The following is a 14,725-nucleotide window of genomic DNA, read 5'->3' as shown; positions in this document are numbered from 1 at the left end:
CATGGCTGATGTCCGGCGATCCGCTGGTCGTGCGCGCCTTAAGCTGCTAACGATTGCCGCTTCGTTAGACCAAGAGATCACGGACCGAAGCAATGGACAACCGCAGCGACATCTGGCGTGGCATCGACACGATCAAGGGACGTTTCATCGACCTCAGCGACAAGGTCTGGGGCATGCCCGAAGTCTGCTACACCGAGGCGCGGTCCGCCGCCGAGCATCTCGCTGAATTGCGCCACCAGGGTTTCCGCATCACCGAGAAGGTCGCGGGCATCCCGACCGCGGTGATGGGCGAGTGGGGCGAAGGCGGACCGGTCATCGCCTTCATGGGCGAATATGACGCATTGCCGGGCCTCAGCCAGGAGGCCGGCGTCGCCGAGCACCGTCCGGTCGAGACCGGCGGCCACGGCCATGGCTGCGGTCACAATCTGCTCGGCTCGGCCGCGTTGCTTGCCGCGACCGCGGTGAAGGACTGGCTTGCCGAGAACAAGGTGCCGGGCCGCGTGCGCTATTATGGCTGCCCGGCCGAAGAAGGCGGCGCGGCGAAAGCCTTCATGGTGCGCTCCGGCGCGTTCGAGGACGCCGACATCGCCATCACCTGGCATCCGCACAGTTTCTGGGAAGTCGCGGTGACGCCGTCGCTTGCCAACACCCGTGCCGACTTCATCTTCACCGGCCGCACCTCGCATGCGGCGGCTTCGCCCCATCTCGGCCGCTCCGCGCTCGACGCGGTCGAGCTGATGAATGTCGGCGTGAACTACATGCGCGAGCACATGCCGAGCGACGCGCGCGTGCACTACGCGCTACTCGACACCGGCGGCATCGCACCCAACGTGGTGCAGGCCCATGCCCGCGTGCGCTATTCGATCCGCGCCCGTGACCTTCCCGGCATGAACGAGCTGGCCGGGCGCGTCAGCAAGATCGCCGAGGGCGCGGCGCTGATGACCGAGACCAAGGTCGAGATGAAGATCATCTCCGCGGTCTCCAACATCCTGCCGAACACACCGCTCGAGCAGGCGCTGCACCGGGTCATGGAAGAACTCGGACCGCCGCATTTCGACGATGCGGACAAGGGTTTTGCCAACCAGATCCGCGGCACGCTGACCGACAAGGACATCGCCTCGGTCTATTACGCGATCGGCATGGAGCCGACCGATCGGCCGCTGGCCGACTTCCTGGTGCCGCTGGATGCCAAGCGCAACCCGCTGGTCGGTTCGACCGACGTCGGTGATGTGAGCTGGGTGGTCCCGACGGTGCAGGTTCACGCACCGACGGTCGCGATCGGCACGCCATTCCACACCTGGCAGGTGGTGGCGCAGGGCAAGAGCTCGCATGCCCACAAGGCCATGGTGCAGGCGGCCAAGGCGATGGCGGGCCTGGGCATCAAGGCGCTGATCGAACCGGAACTCATCAAGGCTGCGAAGGCCGACCTCAAGAAGCGGACGGCCAAGACACCTTATGTCTGCCCGCTGCCGGACCACGTCTCGCCGCCGCTCAACATGTCCGTGATGTAGAATTCGTCTCGATACTTCGTCTGATCCGGCGAACAAATTTTCCGCAGTGCAACGTCGTTTCCGGCGCATTTTGGCGCCGGATTGCCGAACGCTTGGGCTGCCGGAACACGTTTTGCCCAACAGACAGCCAGAAGACCGTTTGCATACACACGGTCGCAGTTGACGCGCGGCCTATTCGGTGTGCCATCTAGTGCCAGCCAAAACCCGGCAGCCGCCGCGCGGCCGCCTGCATCCATACGGGAACCAGACGGGGGACAACCATGCTGGATAAAGAACTGCGTTCCATGATCGGCGACGTGAAGGACGGGCGGATGGATCGCCGCGCCTTCATCCTGCGTCTGGCCGCCGTCGGCCTCACCGCCCCGCTGGCCAACCAGATCCTCGCCATTGGCGGCGTCGCGATGGCGCAGAGCCCGACCCCCTATCCCCCGACCAAGCGTGGCGGCGGCGGCCCGCTCAAGCTGTTGTGGTGGCAAGGGCCGACTCTGCTCAATCCGCATTTTGCGACCGGCACCAAGGACCAGGACGGCTCGCGCGTGTTCTACGAGCCGCTCGCAAGCTGGGACGCCAACGGCAATCTCAATCCGATCCTCGCCGCCGAAATCCCGTCGACCGCAAATGGCGGCCTCGCCGCCGACGGCAAGTCGGTCACATGGAAGATCAAGCCCGGCGTCAAATGGCATGACGGCAAGCCGCTGACCGCCGACGATCTCGTGTTCACCTGGGCCTACGCCAGCGATCCTGCCACGGCAGCCGTCTCCATCAGCACCTACGCCGATATGACTGTCGAGAAGGTGGACGACCTCACCGTCCGTATCCTGTTCAAGAACCCGACGCCGTTCTGGGCCAATGCGTTCGTCGGCGCCTACGGATGCATCATCCCGAAGCATCTGTTTGCCGACTTCAAGGGATCGAAATCCCGCGAGGCCCCGGCCAATCTGGCCCCGGTCGGCACCGGCCCCTACAAATTCGTCGAGTTCAAGCCGGGCGATCTGGTCCGCGGCGCGCTCAATCCCGACTACCACATGCCCAACCGTCCGTATTTCGACACCATCGATATGAAGGGCGGCGGCGATGCGGTCTCCGCGGCGCGCGCCGTGATCCAGACCGGCGAGTTCGACTTTGCCTGGAACATGCAGGTCGAGGATGACGTGCTGCTACGTCTGGAGAAGGGCGGCAAGGGCAAGACCGTTTACGCCGTGGGCGGCGACATCGAGTTCATCGCGATCAACTTCACCGACCCGAATACTGAGGTCGACGGCGAGCGGTCCTCGATAAAGACCAAGCATCCGATCCTGTCGGATCCGAAGGTTCGCAAGGCACTTGCCCTGCTGGTGGACCGCGATTCCGTCAAGAAGGCGATCTACGGTCGCGCCGGACGCACCACGGCCAACTACCTCAACGGTCCCGAGAAGTTCGTCTCCAAGAACACCGCGTGGGAGTTCGACATTGAGAAGGCATCGAAGATGCTGGACGAAGCCGGCTGGAAGGTCGGCGCGGACGGTATCCGCGAGAAGGACGGCAAGAAGTTCAAGCTTCTGTACCAGACCTCGACCAACGGTCCGCGCCAGAAGACCCAGGCCATCGTCAAGCAGGCCTGCCAGAAGGCCGGCATCGACGTCGAGCTGAAATCGGTCGTTGCCTCGGTCTTCTTCTCATCGGACGTCGCCAACCCGGACACCTACCCCAAGTTTTACGCCGACATCGAGATGTTCCAGATCCCGATGACGCAGCCGGACCCGGCGCTGCATATGCGCCGCTACATCTCGGGCAATGTGGCGACCAAGGAGAACAAGTGGCAGGGCCAGAATTTCCCACGCTACGTCAACAAGGACTATGACGACGCCATTGCCGCGGCCGAGACCGAGATCGACCCGGTCAAGCGGGCCTCGCTCTATATCAAGTGCAATGACCTGTTGTGGCAGGACACCGTGTTCATTCCGGTGATGCATCGCCTTACGGTGGATGCCTGTGCCAACACGCTGCAGCCGGTCATCTCGGGCTGGGCCAACCGGACCGACAACATTCAGGACTGGTATCGGGAGGCATGATCGCGCGGGCATAGACGGGATTCTTCCCCATGAGCCAGTATGTCCTGCGTCGCCTCCTGATCGCCATTCCGAGCCTGCTCGGCATCTCGGCGGTGCTGTTCTTCGTGCTGGCGCTCGCGCCCGGTGATCCCTTTTCGGAGCTCGCGACCAATCCGAACGTGCCAGCCGAAGTGCAGGCTGCACTTCGGGCCAGGTTCGGCCTCGATGATCCGATCTATCTTCGCTACCTGCACTGGCTGTCGGCCATGGCGCATGGCGATTGGGGTTTCTCTTTCGTTAGCCGCATGGATGTCGACAAGCTCATCCTCCAGCGCCTGCCGGCCACGCTCTACGTGATCGGCTCGGCGCAGATCCTGGCGCTGCTGATCGCGATCCCCGTCGGCGTCTATGCGGCGACGAAGCCATATTCGCTGTTCGACCAGATCGCAAACACGCTCGCCTTCGTCGGCTTCTCGCTGCCGACCTTCTTCACCGGCATCCTGTTCATCCTGATCTTCTCGGTCACGCTGGACTGGCTGCCCTTCGTCTATTCCACGGACGTCAAGGGGACCGGCATCCACTGGGTGCTAGGGATGATCCGGCAGGCGATCATGCCGGTCGCGGTGCTCGGCCTGTTCCAGGCCGCCTCCATGACGCGTTTCGTGCGCTCGGCCATGCTCGACGTGATCCGGCTCGACTATGTCACCACAGCGCGCGCCAAGGGCCTTGGACAAGCTACGGTCATCGTCAAGCACGTCATGCGCAACGCCATGATCCCGGTCGTCACGCTGATTGCGTTGCAGATGCCGGCGGTGTTCGGCGGCGCCATCGTCACCGAGCAGATCTTTCGCATTCCCGGCATCGGCTCGCTGTTGATCTCCTCCATTCTCTCCAATGACACCCCGGTCGTGATGGCTGTGACCTTTGTGTTCGCCTGTCTGGTGGTGCTCTTCAATCTCATCGCGGATGTGCTGTATGGCTGGCTTGACCCTCGCATCTCCCTCCGCTGAGCGGCGCGTCTATTCGCCCTGGCGCGAGACGTGGCGGCGCTACAGCCGCCACAAGCTCGCCGTCGTGAGCGCCTTCCTGCTCCTCATTCTGATCCTGGCGGTGGTCGTCGGTCCCTTCATCTGGCGCGTCAAGATCAACGACATCGATATCGTGGCTGGTCTCCAGGGGCCCTCGCTCGCGCATCCCTTCGGCACCGACGATCTCGGCCAGGATATCCTGGCGCGGATGATCTATGGCGGGCGGATCTCGCTTGCGGTCGGGCTCGCCGCGATGCTGGTCTCGGTCGTCATCGGCACGCTGATCGGTGCGCTCGCCGGCATGTCGCGCGGCGCGCTCGGGCACGGCTTGATGTGGCTTACTGATTTGTTCTTGTCGCTGCCGCAACTGCCGCTGCTGTTGCTGCTGATCTATCTTTTCCGCGAAGGGTTGAAATCGATGTTCGGCCCCGAGGGCGGCATCTTCATCCTGATCGTGCTCGTGATCGGCGGCCTGCGCTGGATGCCGGTCGCCCGCCTCGTCCGCGCGCAGTTCCTGTCGATCCGCGAAAAGGAGTTCGTCGAGGCTGCGCGCGCGCTTGGCGCCAGTCCGGTGCGGCAGGTGGTGAAGCACATTCTGCCCAATGCGCTCGGTCCGGTGATCATCGCCGGCACCATCGACGTCGCCGCCGCCATCATCGCGGAATCGACGTTGTCCTTCCTCGGCCTCGGCTTTCCGCCGGACACCCCGACCTGGGGGCGGCTATTGTACGACGCCAAGGACTTCCTCGACATCGGCCCGCACTGGGCTCTGTTTCCGGGCGGCGCGATCTTCATCGCGGTGGTCGCCATCAACTTCATCGGCGACGGTCTGCGTGACGCGCTCGATGCGCGACGGGTGATCTGATGGCGCCGCTGCTCGAGATCAAGGGCCTTAAAACCCACTTCTCCACCGACGACGGCATCTTGCAGGCCGTCGACGGCGTCGACATCTCCATCAACCGCGGCGAGACGCTCTGCGTCGTCGGCGAGTCCGGCTGCGGCAAGACCGTCACCGCGATGTCGATCCTGAAGCTGATCGCGATGCCGCCGGGCCGCATCGCCGCTGGCGAGATCATCTTCGAGGGCCGCGATCTGGTGCCGCTGACGAGCCAGCAGCTCGACGAGATCAGAGCCAAGGAGATCGGCTTCATCTTCCAGGAGCCGATGACCTCGCTCAATCCGGTGCTCACCGTCGGCGAGCAGATCGCCGAGAGCCTGCGCCGGCACGAGGCCGTGACCAGGAAGCAGGCGGTCGAGCGTACCATCGAGATGCTGAAGCTGGTGCAGATCCCCAACGCCGAAGGCCGCGTGCACAACTATCCGCACCAGTTCTCCGGCGGCATGCGCCAGCGCGTGATGATCGCGATGGCACTCGCCTGCAAGCCCAAGCTGATCATCGCCGACGAGCCCACCACCGCGCTCGACGTCACCATCCAGGCGCAGATCCTCGACCTGCTCCAGGACATGAAGGAGCGCTTCGGCATGGCGGTGATGCTGATCACCCATGCCATGGGCGTCGTCGCCGAGACCGCGCAGCGCGTCGTCGTGATGTATGCCGGCAAGGTGGTGGAGGAAGCGCTGGTCGACGATCTCTTCGCCGATCCCGGCCATCCCTATACGCAAGGGTTGATCCGCTCGATCCCCCGCATCGATCTCGACAGCGAGCACAAGACGCGGCTCGAGGCGATCGGCGGCTCGGTGCCGATCCTGATCAATCCGCCGGTCGGCTGCCGCTTCGCGCCGCGCTGCCGTCATGCCATGAGCGTCTGCACCGAGAAGGAGCCGCTGTTGCGCGAGATCGCGCCCGGCCACCGCATGGCATGTCACTTGGGAGATTCGCTTCTGGGAGACGTGGCAGGAGGACTGGCATGAGCGAACCCCTGCTGCGCGTCTCCAACCTGAAGAAGCATTTTCCGGTGCTCGGCGGCCTGCTGTCACGCCAGGTCGGCAGTGTCTATGCGGTCGATGGGGTGTCGTTCTCGGTCAATCGCGGCGAGACGCTCGGTCTCGTCGGTGAATCCGGCTGCGGCAAGTCGACGACCGGACGCTGCGTGCTGCGCCTGATCGAGCCGACCGACGGCGAAGTCATCTTCGACGGCCAGGACGTCCGCCAGCTCGGCGGCACCGACCTGCGCGCGATGCGGCGGAACATGCAGCTCGTGTTCCAGGATCCGTTCGCCTCGCTCAATCCGCGCATGACGGTCGGATCGATCCTCGGCGAAGCCTTCACCATCCACAATCTGGCGCTGTCCGCCAAGGAGCGCGAAGAGCGTGTCGCAAGCCTGCTCGTGAAAGTCGGCCTCAAGGCCGAGCACATGCGCCGCTATCCGCACGAATTCTCCGGCGGCCAGCGCCAGCGCATCGTGATCGCACGCGCGCTTGCGGTCGAGCCGAAGCTGATCGTCTGCGACGAGCCGGTGTCCGCGCTCGACGTCTCGATTCAGGCGCAGGTCATCAACCTCCTGGAGGATCTCCAGGCCGAGCTGAACCTCACCTATCTGTTCGTCGCGCACGACCTCTCGGTGGTCGAGCACATCTCGGATCGCGTCGCGGTGATGTATCTCGGCCGTATCGTCGAGCTCGCGAAAGCCAACGACCTCTATCGCAACCCGCAGCATCCTTACACCAAGGCGCTGCTGTCCGCGGTGCCGGTGCCGGATCCCAAGCTCAAGCGCAACCGCATCCGGCTCAAGGGCGACGTGCCGAGCCCGATGAAGCCGCCGTCAGGCTGCCACTTCCACACCCGCTGCCCGATCGCCCAGCCGCGCTGCGCGGAATCCGCGCCGGAGCTGAAGGAGGGGACAGGCGGGCATTTCGTGGCGTGTCATTTGGCGTAACGCTGACCTTGTAGGGTGGGCAAAGCGTGAGCGTGCCAACCATTCCAGGCGAGGGCCTAATGGTGGGCACGGGGCAACGCGCCTTTGCCCACCCTACGTAATCGTGCCTGGGAGATGCGGCCTATCCCTCCAGCGTGAACCCGACGCGCAGCGTTACCTGATAGTGGCGCACGGTGCCGTTCTCAATGTGGCCGCGCGTCTGCACGACCTCGAACCATTTCATGTCGCGAATGGTTTTGGCAGCACGGCTGACTGCATTCTTGATCGCGTCCTCGATCGATGCCTCGGACGATCCGACCAGTTCCAGGATCTTGTAGACGTGATCCTTCTCGGCTGTGGGCATGGCGAGCTCCCTCGGTTCTGCTGCGCCACGCGCCGTCGCGTGGCCTTTCAACTGAACGGGCAGCCTGCCTTTCCGGTTCCGTCGGCCGCCATGGCCCGCATGCGGGCTATTCGAGCGCGCGTGCCGGCGCGCCGAGTTCGACTGAGGGGGCCGGCAGCGCGTTGCGCCACATCGTCTGCAGCAGCATCGTCAGCAGGACCATCAGCGCGGCGCCGGCGATCGCCGGCTTGAAGCGCTCGTCGAAGCCGGAGGCGAGGCTCGTCGATTGCAGCAAGCCGTAAGCGCCGGCCAGCATCAACAGGGTGTACATGATGCTGCGCTCGCGCGGGGAGGCCACCTTGGGGAGATCGGGTAGGAGCAGCGCCAGACCTACGCCCGTGATGGGCAGGTCGTAATCATAGGCATAGGGGCTGATCATCACCGAGACCACCGCGGCGACGCCGAGCGTGAACGAGGGAGGCATCCCGCGAACGACACCAAGTACGACGGTCGCGAGCGCAAGGCCGGCAATCGTGACCTGGCCCCAGAACGCACCGCCGGCCGGGACGCCGAAATTGTACAGCGCCGCATAGCCCGAGATCATGCGAAACAGCGGATACAAGCCCTGCTCGAGAAAGCCCGCCGACTCCTTGATCGCGCCCAACCACGCGAGCCAGATCTGCGGTCCGAAGGCGAGGGTGCACGCAAGCGAGCTTACCAACACGACCCCTGCGGCGACGGCGATCGTCACCCATTGACGGGTCACTAGCAGATAGAGGCCGATGGCAACGGCAAGGTGCGGTTTGATGACCATGGCGCCGAGCGCGAGCCCCGCGAGCACCTGGCGCCTGTCGGCATGGGCGCAGACGAGCCCGATCAGTGCACCGGTGAGGAATCCATTTTGCCCGCAGCCGATCGTGATCGCGATCGCCGGAAACAGGATGACGAGCACCTGTGCAAAATGCTCTCCCGCGAGCTTGCGCAGTGTCATCAGATAGGCCGCGAGCGTCGCGCCGGTGAACAATGCGTAAGCCGCCCAGGTCGGCAGGAAAGCAAGCGGGGCGAGCAGCAGATCGAACTGGGGCGGGTAGGTCCATGGCATGAAGCCGGTGGCGCCGCCCGACTGGCTCGCCTGCATCTTCATGAACACCGCGAACCGGTAGGTCAGGTCGAGATCGCCGAGCCAGACCCGTTGGGCGACGAGGTGAAAGGCCGCGAAATCCGGCACCTGCTGGTCGTGCCAGAAACCCCAGCGGACAAACCAGTAGATCTTCAGCGCAAAGATTGCCGCCAGTGCCGCAACGATAGCGCGCACATAGAGCGCGCGCTTCGACGGCTGCGATCGAACGGACTCCAGCGTTTCGGCGAACATGAGGATGAAGGGACCTTGCCTGCCACGGAACTTTGCGATCGAGCTTGCCGCCTCCGGCTTAACGGACGGTAACGAACCGTTCATCTTTGCCCTGAATCGTTATGAAGCGGAACTGGAAGCCCAGGCGCCCGACGTCATTAACGAAATGCTGACGTAACGGATCGGCCACAACCCGGCGGAAATGCGCGATTAAACTCTTGATTGTAACGGATGCGATGGACGAGGGTCGGGAACTGTCAGGGCTCGGCTTCGACCGTGGGGAGAGCTTCGTGACGACTGCCGTGAATCATTGCGATCGCCCGGACCACACAGGCCGGCTGGCGTCCGCGGATTCCGGCGTAGGTCTGTGGACTCGTCCCTCGACCATCGCCGTGCTGCTTTGGTCGGTGTTGTTTGCGGCTGAGCTCGTCGCGATGGTCGCGCAGTGCGACTTCAAGCTCGTCTTCGCGCTGGACGACGCCTATATCCATCTCGCGGTTGCCGACCAGATTCTCTCCGGCGGATACGGCGTCAACCCCGGCGAATATTCGTCGCCAAGCTCCTCGATCATCTGGCCCTATGTTCTCGCGCTGACCCAGGCCTTGCATCTCGGTGCATTCGGCCCGCTGCTGATCAATGCCGCGGCCGCTTGCGCGACGGTATTTGCGCTCCTGCGCGCGCTGGAGGCCAATGGGCTGTTCGACGACGTGAATGATCGTCCGTTCAGCTATCTGATTGCGCTGCTGCTCATTTTCAACGTCAGCGCCGTCGCGCTGCCGATGACCGGCATGGAGCACAGCGCTCACGTGTGGGCGTCCGTCGTGACTTTTCTCGGTCTCGCCGGCGCGGCGCGCGGATCGAAGCCGACGCCGCTGCACTTCTTCGCCCTGGTGCTACTTCCGCTGATCCGCTTCGAAGGCGCTGCCTTTGCCTCTGCGGCCATTGCTGGTTTCGCGCTGCTTGGCCATCGGCGCTTTGCCGCCGGCGCCGCTCTCGTCATTATCATCGGTCTGTCTCTCTATGTCGCATTGATGACGTCGCGCGGTCTTCCGCTGCTGCCGAGCTCGGTCTTGCTGAAGGGTTACCTCGCAAATCTCGATGACTCCACGAGCAATCTGCCGGCGGTCGTCAAGAACCTGCTGCGAAGCATCACCAGCTCCTACGGTTTGCGGCTCATTCTGCTCGGTCTTGCCGTTGCCGGCTGCGCGTCCTGGCTGCGCACCGACCGCAAGGCGGTGATCGTCTGCCTGACTGTTCTCGCAGCTATCGGCGCCCATCTGATGTTCGGCCAGTATGGCTGGTTCAACCGCTATGAGGTCTACATCATGGCGCTCGCAGCGGCCGCCTTGCTTTGGAGCGCCGCGCACGCCAGGCCGCATTTGCCAGCGTTGCGATGGTCGCTTACGAAGATCGCGCTGGTGCTTGGGCTAGGCATTGCGGCGATGCCTTATGTGACGACTGCGATGGTCACGCCGATCGCTGCCAGCGACATCTACGAGCAGCAATATCAGCTCGCCCGCTTTGCCAAATCGTTCTACCGGCATCCGGTTGGGGTCAACGATCTCGGCATGGTCGCCTACCGCAATCCCGACTACACGCTGGATCTCTGGGGCCTTGGCTCCGAACCGGTGCGAAAGGCAAGGACCGCGGGGCGGTACGGACCCGCGGAGATGGAAGCGCTTGCGAACGATCACGGCGTCGGCCTGGTGATGATCTACGACGTCTGGTTCCCGAAAGGCGTGCCGTCGAGCTGGACCAAGGTCGCCGTGTTGCGAACGAGAACTGTGACCTTGTCGCAACGGGACGTCGCCTTCTACCGCACGCCATTGGCCGATGCGGCCGAGTTGAACTCGGCGCTCGAGGCGTTCAAGGCGACAATTCCGCCGCGAGACCGGCTGGACATCGTCGCGCCGTAGCGTCGGCTCTTGCCCGCACGAAGAGGGGCGAGTTATCCTCGGCCTCCTTCCTTGCATGCACGATGTGCGATGATGATCGAGTGTTGGACGAGAAGCGCGTTAGCCGCAATCGGATTGCTCGTGGCATCAGTGCCGGGCGTCGCGCAGGACGATTTCGATGACGCACCTGTCAGCTTGTCGCTGCAAGTGACGACCGATCCGTCCACGATCGAATGCCGCAAGCTCGAGACGGTCAATCCCGCCTCGCTGATGTTCCTGCCGCTGCGGCGGACTTTCAACGAGGATTTTGACGAGCATCCGCTGTCGAGCGGGCGCTGGATCCCGCATTATTCGGGCGGCGCGGCGTGGCCGGAGGCGCGCTATTGGGGCGGCGACGGCTCCGACTTCAAGCGCAAGACCAGCGCCAATGGCGAGCAGCAGATCTATGTCGATCCGCGCTATGCCGGCCGCGCCACGACGCCGCTCGGGCTCGACCCGTTCAAGGTCAAGGACGGCGTGTTGTCGATCGTCGCAAGTCGCACCCCGCCGGACCTGAAACCCGTGCTGTTCAACAATGAATACATCTCGGGCATCCTGACCACGCAGGGTACTTTTTCGCAAAAGCACGGATATTTCGAGATCCGCGCCAAGATCCCGGTCGGCCATTCGGTGTGGCCGGCGTTCTGGATGCTGGCGGATGACGGCGGCTGGCCCCCGGAGGTCGACGTGCTGGAAGGCCGCGGCGAGCGGCCCGGCGACATGGTGATGACGACGCATTGGCGAATTCCATCGACCCAGAAGATCCAGTCCTGCGGCTTCGATTTCGCGGTCGGCGACGCCTCGAGCGCATTCCACAATTACGGTGTGCTGTGGGAGGAGGACCGGCTGGTCTATTTCATCGACCGCAGGCCGGTCTCCGACATCAAGGTCCCGATCGGCTTCGACGATCCCATGTACATGATCGTCAATCTCGCGATCGGATCGAAATTCTTTGTCGGCGTCGACCCTGTCGATGCGGAGACGCCGCAGACCGTCGCGTTCGAGATCGACCGGATCTCCGCCTATCAGATCGATATGGAACAAGCACAGAGGTGACGATGCCGGCTTCCTTCTCGCGCCGTTCCTTTGCGAAGCTCACGGGCCTTGCTGCGCTCGGCCTCACCACGCGCGCCGGCGCCGCCGAGAGCGATGCGTCTGCGCCAGCGCGATTCCCCAAGGATTTTCTGTGGGGCACGGCGACGTCGTCCTACCAGATCGAGGGCGCCGTCGACGAAGACGGCCGCGGCAAGTCGATCTGGGATATTTTCAGCCACACGCCGGGCAAGATCGAGGACGGCTCGACAGGCGATCGCGCCAATGAGCACTATCACCGCTACAAGGACGACGTCGCGCTGATCAAGACGCTCGGCGTCAAGGCGTATCGTTTTTCCATTGCATGGCCGCGGGTGTTTCCGGAGGGAACGGGGCAGCCCAATCCCAAAGGGCTCGATTTCTACAATCGCCTTGTCGACGAGCTGCTCGCGAACGGCATCGAGCCCTATGCGACGCTCTATCACTGGGACCTGCCGCAGGCACTCCAGGACCGTGTCGGTGGCTGGCAGTCCAGCGACACCTCAAAAGCCTTTGCGGATTATGCCGCCTATGTCGCCGAACGCCTGACCGATCGCGTCAAGAACGTCTTCACCGTGAATGAGGTCGGGCGCTTCGTGAATTTCGGCTATGGCTGGGCCATCGACGCGCCCGGCCTGAAACTGCCGACGGCACAGCTGAACCAGGCCCGCCATCACGTCGCGTTGGGGCATGGCCTTGCGGTGCAGGCGATCCGCGCCTCCGGGCGCGCGGGCACGCGCGTCGGGGCGGCCGAGAACATCGCGGCTTGCGTGCCGGCGATCGCGACGGCGGAAAACATCCGCGCCGCCGAGATCGCGACGCGCGAGCTCAATGCCGGCTTCCTCGGCGTGGTGCTGGAAGGAAAATACACCGACGGCTTTCTCGCCTATGCCGGCGCCGACGCGCCGAAATTCACCGCCGAAGAGCTGAAGATCATCGGCACGCCGAACGACTTCGTCGGGCTCAACATCTATGCGCCGCAATTCTACGTCACGGCGTCCGACCGCGCGCCGGGCTTCCACGTGCTGCCGTTCCCGGCTTCGTTCCCGCACATGAATTCGGAATGGCTGCGGGTCGGCCCTGAGGTGATCTACTGGGCGCCGCGCATCGCCGCAAAGATCTGGAACATCGAGAACATCTATATCAGCGAGAACGGCACCTCGTCAGAGGACAAGATCTCTGCCGACGGCCAAATCTACGATCTCGACCGCATCATGTTCCTGCGCAACTACCTGACCCAGATGCAGCGCGCGATCGCCGAAGGCGTTCCGATCCGCGGCTATTTCCACTGGAGCCTGATGGACAATTTCGAGTGGATTTTTGGTTACGGCAAACGCTTCGGGCTCTACCGGGTCGATTTCGAGACGCAGGCAAGGGTGCCGAAGCTGAGTGCGGCGTTCTATCGGGATGTCGTCGCGAGGAATGCGATCGGGGTGTGAGACAAGAGCGCAATGACGTTTGTCTCATGCGATGGCGCATTTGACAGGGGCGTCGGGCAGGGCGGCCGGGCTGTGCCAATCGACGTCTTCAGAATTGGAAGTCGTCCTTTTGGAGCGCGAGGTCGCATCCGACCTCCTTGGCCCAATCTCGAAGATTGCTTGGCCGATATCTGCGATCTTCTCGACAGCGTTTCAAGACTGATGCGTCGATGGTGCTCCGGATGCCCGTCCGCTTTTCGATCTCACGATAGTAGCGGGCGCTGGCGACGCGGAAAGCGCCGCCCAGGAACCTCCTGTAGGCATCATGGAGCGTATAACTGTGCTCATCGCCCGTCAGTGGCTGAAGGCCCTTGAAATGCAGGCCGGCCGAGGCAGCTTCCTGCTGCATCCATCGGAGCGGCACGTTCGAGATCATCCCACCCGGAGGACCGCCACCAACGTCGCAGTGATCGCCGGCGAACCAACGCTGCTCGGTATCGGTGCTACCCGCATGCTGTCGGCTCAATTCGAAATGCTCGACGCGATAGGGCTTGCGGTGCTCATCGATGGCGATGGCCTGGCGGATAGTCCGACACGAACGAGTGCTCATGATTTCGTGGAACAGATTCTCCGATCTACTGAAGCCGCGTATTCGTCCATAAGGGATGTCGAGGTAGCGGACCGTATCCCAGATACCTAAAAACCGGACCTCCACTGGTCTTGTCCTGTCCAGGAAATTTCGCTCGTCCTTCGTCAACTGCCTCCCGGTCGAAGCGAGCTCCGATCTGTTCGGAGCGACGTCGGGCCTGCGGTATCTTTCGAATAGCGCGGCGACGATCGGTACGTCGGCCTTCGTTGACAGGCCACATCGATCGAGGAATCCGACCAGCGATCTCGCTTCGAACGCGCCCCGGCTGAAGCCGAAGACGTATATGTGGTCGCCCGGCGAAAAGTTCTCCGCCAACCACGCGTAGGCCGTTCGCACGCGATTGTTGATGCCCTTGCCGAAGGCACCACGTAACCTGTCGGTGAAATCCGTACCGATCCCGACGACGTACTTCTGGTTTTGGGGTATGCCTGCGGGATCCACCGGAGCAACGAGGGCGGCGAGGCGCGAAACGTTCGTGAGATGCTTCGGGACGTTCCAAGTGCCGTCCATGAATACGCAGAGCCGTTTCATGACGCCATCCCCGAGTAGATGAAACGATAGTCAAACTCTGGCC

The 14,725-nt window shown here is 63.4% G+C and carries 12 protein-coding genes; 9 read left to right on the top strand and 3 right to left on the bottom strand.

What is annotated here, in order from left to right; translation table 11 throughout:
- The first annotated feature begins 92 nt into the window (after positions 1-92).
- The 6 genes from IC761_RS33185 (at position 93) to IC761_RS33160 (ending at position 7,406) form a co-directional block, all read left to right on the top strand.
- Entirely contained in the window at positions 93-1,511 is a 1,419-nt protein-coding gene (locus IC761_RS33185) for a M20 family metallopeptidase (protein ID WP_195800823.1), read from the top strand.
- Between the two features lie 260 nt (positions 1,512-1,771).
- Positions 1,772-3,562, top strand: a complete 1,791-nt coding sequence (locus tag IC761_RS33180; RefSeq protein ID WP_195800822.1) for a peptide ABC transporter substrate-binding protein — start codon at positions 1,772-1,774, stop codon at positions 3,560-3,562.
- A 29-nt stretch (positions 3,563-3,591) separates the two neighbouring features.
- The gene (locus IC761_RS33175) at positions 3,592-4,551 is read left to right on the top strand and encodes an ABC transporter permease (protein WP_195800821.1); all 960 of its coding nucleotides are present in this window, start codon (positions 3,592-3,594) and stop codon (positions 4,549-4,551) included.
- The gene (locus IC761_RS33170; protein ID WP_195800820.1) at positions 4,517-5,434 is read left to right on the top strand and encodes an ABC transporter permease; all 918 of its coding nucleotides are present in this window, start codon (positions 4,517-4,519) and stop codon (positions 5,432-5,434) included. Before IC761_RS33175 ends, IC761_RS33170 begins: the two co-directional genes overlap by 35 nt.
- Positions 5,434-6,441: an ABC transporter ATP-binding protein gene (locus tag IC761_RS33165; protein ID WP_195800819.1), complete on the top strand. Its 1,008-nt coding sequence runs from the start codon at positions 5,434-5,436 to the stop codon at positions 6,439-6,441. The genes IC761_RS33170 and IC761_RS33165 overlap by 1 nt, the downstream gene beginning before the upstream one ends.
- Positions 6,438-7,406 carry an ABC transporter ATP-binding protein gene (locus tag IC761_RS33160; protein WP_195800818.1) on the top strand — a complete coding sequence of 323 codons (969 nt, stop codon included), beginning with the start codon at positions 6,438-6,440 and terminating at the stop codon, positions 7,404-7,406. Before IC761_RS33165 ends, IC761_RS33160 begins: the two co-directional genes overlap by 4 nt.
- Positions 7,407-7,527: 121 nt before the next feature.
- On the opposite strand, the gene IC761_RS33155 is transcribed toward IC761_RS33160, so the two are convergent.
- The gene (locus tag IC761_RS33155) at positions 7,528-7,749 is read right to left on the bottom strand and encodes a dodecin (RefSeq protein ID WP_195800817.1); all 222 of its coding nucleotides are present in this window, start codon (positions 7,747-7,749) and stop codon (positions 7,528-7,530) included.
- 106 nt (positions 7,750-7,855) lie between these two features.
- Positions 7,856-9,184, bottom strand: a complete 1,329-nt coding sequence (locus IC761_RS33150; protein WP_246791404.1) for a glycosyltransferase family 87 protein — start codon at positions 9,182-9,184, stop codon at positions 7,856-7,858.
- A 185-nt stretch (positions 9,185-9,369) separates the two neighbouring features.
- On the opposite strand from IC761_RS33150, the gene IC761_RS33145 reads away from it, so the two are divergent.
- The 3 genes from IC761_RS33145 (at position 9,370) to IC761_RS33135 (ending at position 13,523) form a co-directional block, all read left to right on the top strand.
- Positions 9,370-10,995 (top strand): DUF8728 domain-containing protein, encoded by a 1,626-nt coding sequence (locus IC761_RS33145; RefSeq protein ID WP_246791403.1) that lies wholly within the window; start codon positions 9,370-9,372, stop codon positions 10,993-10,995.
- 72 nt (positions 10,996-11,067) lie between these two features.
- Positions 11,068-12,069, top strand: coding sequence for a glycoside hydrolase family 16 protein (locus IC761_RS33140; protein ID WP_195804854.1), 1,002 nt, complete (start codon positions 11,068-11,070; stop codon positions 12,067-12,069).
- A gap of 2 nt (positions 12,070-12,071) precedes the next feature.
- Positions 12,072-13,523: a GH1 family beta-glucosidase gene (locus IC761_RS33135; protein ID WP_195800816.1), complete on the top strand. Its 1,452-nt coding sequence runs from the start codon at positions 12,072-12,074 to the stop codon at positions 13,521-13,523.
- A gap of 88 nt (positions 13,524-13,611) precedes the next feature.
- Here the strand turns inward: IC761_RS33135 and IC761_RS33130 are convergent, their stop codons facing one another.
- The gene (locus tag IC761_RS33130) at positions 13,612-14,682 is read right to left on the bottom strand and encodes a T6SS phospholipase effector Tle1-like catalytic domain-containing protein (protein ID WP_195800815.1); all 1,071 of its coding nucleotides are present in this window, start codon (positions 14,680-14,682) and stop codon (positions 13,612-13,614) included.
- Positions 14,683-14,725: the final 43 nt, after the last annotated feature.

It is taken from the genome of Bradyrhizobium commune (assembly GCF_015624505.1).
In the GTDB taxonomy this organism is placed as follows: domain Bacteria; phylum Pseudomonadota; class Alphaproteobacteria; order Rhizobiales; family Xanthobacteraceae; genus Bradyrhizobium; species Bradyrhizobium commune.
This window is presented reverse-complemented; position numbering and strand designations above follow the sequence as displayed.